The organism is Acidithiobacillus sp. TH-A36, from assembly GCF_057473445.1.
In genome coordinates this window covers 1-5,184 of record NZ_JBYCKP010000606.1, presented here as the reverse complement: position 1 = coordinate 5,184, position 5,184 = coordinate 1, and the positions used below count along the sequence as shown (strand labels likewise).

General features: G+C 47.7%; 4 protein-coding genes. 3 read left to right on the top strand and 1 reads right to left on the bottom strand.

Going from position 1 to position 5,184, the window contains the following annotated elements; genetic code table 11:
- On the bottom strand, positions 1–1,530 hold a 1,530-nt coding region (locus AC2VLY_RS15255; protein WP_486922569.1), incomplete at its 3' end, for a tubulin-like doman-containing protein.
- 416 nt (positions 1,531–1,946) lie between these two features.
- Between AC2VLY_RS15255 and AC2VLY_RS15250 the strand changes: the two genes are divergently transcribed.
- The 3 genes from AC2VLY_RS15250 to AC2VLY_RS15240 form a co-directional block, all read left to right on the top strand.
- A complete protein-coding gene (locus AC2VLY_RS15250) occupies positions 1,947–3,488 on the top strand; it encodes a hypothetical protein (RefSeq protein ID WP_486891761.1) in 1,542 nt (513 codons plus the stop codon).
- A 14-nt stretch (positions 3,489–3,502) separates the two neighbouring features.
- Entirely contained in the window at positions 3,503–4,972 is a 1,470-nt protein-coding gene (locus AC2VLY_RS15245) for a hypothetical protein (protein ID WP_486891760.1), read from the top strand.
- A 25-nt stretch (positions 4,973–4,997) separates the two neighbouring features.
- A partial coding sequence (locus tag AC2VLY_RS15240; RefSeq protein ID WP_486891759.1) for a hypothetical protein occupies positions 4,998–5,184 on the top strand: 187 nt, incomplete at its 3' end.

Sequence of the window (5,184 nt, the reverse complement as noted above, 5' to 3'; positions counted from 1 at the left end):
ATCGGCATAATCCAACATTTTATTGACAAAAGATAAGCGATCCGACTGGGTCTTCAGCCTGTCAAAAATTTCCTCCGAACCCGTAACACCAAAGACGATCTCTGCCCAATCTTTTATGACTTCAGGATCTGTGAAATCCAGCGTCGGAACCTCTTCCGCGACCGGCAATGTGATGCGCATTGCGTAGGATTCTTTCTGCTGCTCTTCTGCGCGCCTGACCATAGCACCCAGAATATCCAGTGTTGCCCGGACATGGGCGCGCTTATCCATCAAATCGCTCGACAATTCATCATGTATTTCCATCCCATCGATATTTTCCTTGACACTGGGGCTGTAATCCTGGGAGTTATCCATAATCTGGAAAAGCGCGCGAACCCGGTCTTGACTCTCGCGCAGATGACGGACAAAACGCTCCAGATTTTGCGGAGATTCCAGAGTGCATTGGCCGATGCTGCTGTATGCGCGCGGATACATTTCCTTCGCAGTATCATCACCATCTGTAATCGACTGATAATAAGGTGTAGATCGGAGCTGCTGTTGATTCACGTCAATGGAGCGTTTGATATCCGCGAAATCACCGGGCATAAAATCTTCAAATAAAATATCTGCGATCATGTGAAAAACATCGCGAACATTATTGGTGACCACATCCGCCATGTTTTTGGTGTCCACAAGAAATATGGAATCAAAAGGCCGCGCTTCTGCACCGGGGAGAATATCGTCATGTCCAGGTCCCCAACCATACTGCGGATGCACATAGCGGACCGAATTACTCATACATGCATCGAGTTCCATCAACGCGGCGTAGCTATTGGCCTCGGTCGCCTGTTGATTGGCGCCACTGTAACCCGAGGGCAGGAACAAGATCAGATCCACGGGACCGGTTGGGCCAACATTTAAGGCTTTTGCCAGAAAACCCATATCCAGAAAAGTTCCAGAACCTGTACTACCGGCACTCGAAGCGATGATGACCACGCGCTGATCCGTACCCGTCTCCAGTCCCAGGCGGGTAAGGGCTGTCTGATGAGATACCCCGGCCTTGAGCTCACATAAATGCTCTTCCACCGCTGTACGAATCTGCGTGAAACGATCGTAAAAACATAATCGGGATATGGCCCTGACATGCGAAGGAAAATAGTGGTCGTCAATCTGCAAGTCTCGCAAACGACCTGATGGAAACCAGTTATTGATATGCGGATAGTGTTGAGTTCGGTTGCTTTTCAGGTAATCCACCAGATAAGGAAAATCGACAATCCGCTCGTTCAGCAGTAATTTGACGGCGTTGCTCAGTGGATCGGCATCTGAACTCTGCTCAGTACCGGACATGGTTCTTAGATCTAAATCAAAGTGCAAAAAACGCGCGGCTGGAAATTCACTGATCGTATCCAGACGCACACCATTTTTCCCCCAGAACTCAGACACAATACGTCGCCGAAGACGCATAATGATTTCGGCACCGGTCCCACCCAGTCCGATAAACAGCGTAGGTTTGACGTGTTTAGATTCTGCGTCGTGAACGTGATTTTTCATGATATTCATCGGATCAATAAATTATCTCGGTAGAGCAATCATCAGTTAGGATCAGGAAGGCGATGTTCAGCACAAAAATCATGAAGCCAAAAAGTAGCAGTCTCGACAGGTTGATTCAACTGGATATTCAAAATTCCCTTATCAATAGCAGATACGCTATCCGGAATCTGTTCAGTCTGGGTGGTTTTCGTTCTGGCGACGCGCCATCTCAAACGTCCCAAGCAGGTTGTCATCGATGGTGAATGCTTTGACTTAGGGGATGAAGATATGGGTCGGTCATCTCTTGGAACCGGGACTCGAAGGGTTGCTCAAGTCGATAAGAAAATGCTATAAAACCGACATATTTTATAAACATCAGAGCGATTGGGGTGAAGCCGCAGCCCGAAGAAAATCACTCTGTTTTTGAGGTGAATACCATGCCGGACACCGCTGATGGTTCTTATGATTGGCCAAGCCCTAAAAATTCTCAGGTGATTTGGAAGGGCGGTCCTGAAAGTGCCTTTGAGTCCGCTTCCAAGCTCTGCGGCGAACCCCGCGCTATCCTGTACCGCCTGCGTCATCCACAGACAACATGTTGGCATAGTAACAAAGAGTTACCATATTTTTTTGAAAATTGTCCGTCCTGTGGTCTTCAGCTCAAGGCTGATGCTCCCAAGGGTGTATGGTTGCCCCCTTTTGGTTGGGCTCCCTTCAATGGTGTACGCAAGTCGGAGAGATACCACCCATCCAGTTTGAAGAATAAACCCGGCGCATGGAGCGTTCCCGGTGACGGGCCACTGCGATTCTGGATTCTACCTTTGGCCGGTTCGGAGAACGGCGGGGATAGTCGTGTATTCGCATATCGTCTGCGGAGTGGCAGTATCTACTGGTTGCGTGATCCGCGACAAGATGAATTTTTAAAGTGTACTCTGGAGGGTGAAAAAGATGCCCTCCGGTGCTTGCGTGGTGAGCCTCTAGGCCCCGCCAGATCGTGGTCTGTTGTCAGGTCAAGCGATCATTTATTTGTTGCAACTAAGAACGGCTTACTGGCTTTGGACATGATCGCTGAGGGGAAAATTCAGGTTAAAAAAGTGTTTGACGGCCCTTGTCTTTCGTCTCCAGCAATGGGCCCTGATGGGCAAGTGTATTTTCTGGCCGATCGTGGCGATGGGGCGGTGGGTATTGCTACGCTCAACGTGGACGATATGGATTCCATCCAATGGTGTGATTGGCTTGAGGGTGTTTCTCCGGTGCTGGATGATTTATCCGAAATTTCGGCTCCTGTTGGCATGGAAGGGGGGGATGTGCACTGGATCTGTCGCAGGGGCGTGGTTGTTCTTGAGGGTGATCAGGGACGCTGGATTTTAGCAGAATCTGGTATTCATTTGGAAACTCGCGTACAGCCTTGGTCTAGTGCTACAGAAATGTTGGTCTATGGGCGTAAAGGGAGCAGAAGTGATGCGGAATTCTTATATTATACTTTGTCTGCGCTGACTTCTGGCAGAGATGGTGCTGAGTCACGTATGCCGGCTCTGCCTTATCCTTCCGGAAGCGGTAGGCAATGGTTCGTAAATGGCGAGTTTGCCAGCTATCAGCGTCCTGATTTTGGCGGAAATATGGAGAAAATGGATCTGTGGCCTATCGGCTCTTGGGAGGCGGAAATTGCAGGGGGTGAAGTGGTAGCGCATATTTTGATGGCGCGATTTAACACGTCTATCTCATTGCCTCGCCTGTTTGGCCGTGTCGAAGGTAATAATATGGGTGTATCTGTGACGCAGCTTACGGTAAAAAATGACCATGTGCAGGCGTCAGAAATTCAACTCGACAGTAATGAACTTGAGAAATTCGGATCAAGTTTGAAAATGCCATTAGATACACTCGCCATTCCCGTCGGGTCAGAGTTCGTTTTAGTGTATAAAGGTGACGCAGATCCTGATATCACAGTACTTGATCTGAGTCAGTTGACTTTTAATAGGTAGAACTGGGTAAAAACATGCGATTACGCCTGGGTATAGGATTATTACTATTGGTTTTGCCCTGGTGGGCTGCAGCCAGTGTTCCACAATTTTTTTTGGTACAAAACTCTGGCTGGATGCAACCTTATTTTTCTGATAAGAGTGCACAGTTTTCAGAAATACTGCAACGTCTTGTAGAAATGTCCTGCAAGGCCCCAGATATTTCATCTGCATTGGCGCTTTTTAACCAATCCTCCAATCCTGATCTCTCACCGGCGACACTGTATCAAGGCTCTTGTGGTAAAATGCCAGTACGTGATTTGGTTAAAAAAATTCATGCGGCCCGATTACCAAATAATCCACAGGTTTTCGCCAATTCTGATTACCGACAGGCGTTATACCGAGCCATTGAACGGTACGCTAAGGGCCAATCTGCAGTATTCTGGATGGTCACCAATAATAAAAACAGTCCGGATAACAGCCAGCAGCTGAATAGTCATGACGCCGCATTTTATCAGATGCTACATGCCAGCCCTCAGATTACCAGGGTGATTGCCATTCCCCTACCTGATGGTGCGGTAAGTAAATATTTTACAAGCCATGGTTTGATCATTTTTGGGATTGGGTATGGTGCTCCAGCTGCGAAATATCTAGAAAATCTGGTAGCAAGTGGAGATGTGAAAAAAGCCTTTGGTGCCCGTGCGGCATCGTTGAAGCCGTTAAATGTTGCTGCAGTATCTTTTGTGCCAGAGGGAGTGACTGGACCGGTGTCTGGGGTACGCCTAAGGAGAGGCGTTTTAAATATTGCTCTGCCAGCTAGAAATCATCCGCAAAGCTTTACCATCACCGGTCGTTTTATAAATCACTTTTATCCGTATACAATTGCCTCAGCAGCGACTACGGCGACACTTTTGCTGGACGGACATAGGTATTCCGTTTCGCTAACTCCAGCAGCTTTAAAAAATTTGCAGCCGGACACGAGTTCGATCCCCGTTACCTTATCTTTTACTGTCCCGGCAATGCCAAAGTGGTCCTTACAGACCTTGCTTTCTAGTGGGCGCAACATTCCAGCAATTCTTGAGTTTACGCTGACGCAACAGCATCTGGCAATCAGTCCAAATTTCATCTCGGTAATCAATAAAATTTTACCAGATGCGCCTATGCCGCAAATTTTTCAGCCCGATCCAGAAATTCGCGCTTCTCAAACTGACATTCCTATTATGGTGCAGGTGAAATATCCGATATGGCCGCTATTGGTAGTGCTTGGAGGATTGGCTGTGCTGGTAGCGGGCATTCTCTTTATGCTGTTCAGAATGACGCGAACGAACGAAAAATCCGCTCAGGTAAGAGTAAACGGTCGGGTGAGTACTTACCGAATAGCAAAAGGAAAATCTCAAAAAATCCGGAATGAAGATGGTGATATAATCGCCGAGATAAAAAGGGGTTTTTTTGGTTATAGTGTCGGCCAGGTCAAAAAAGGGGCCAAGGTCGAGTTGATTAAAAAATAGTAAATCCATACTGGAGATATCGAATATGAGCAGCAATAATAGCTTTACGCTACCGCCTTTAGACGGCCAGACAAGTACTAAAGGTACTGAGAACCCAGCTCCAGCTCCAGCTCAGGGAACGACAACTACCACTACTGTAACCCAGATGCCTGCCCCTGTAGTGGATATATCAGGGCCCAGTACCAAAAGCTACATCTTTGGTGGCGTTGTTT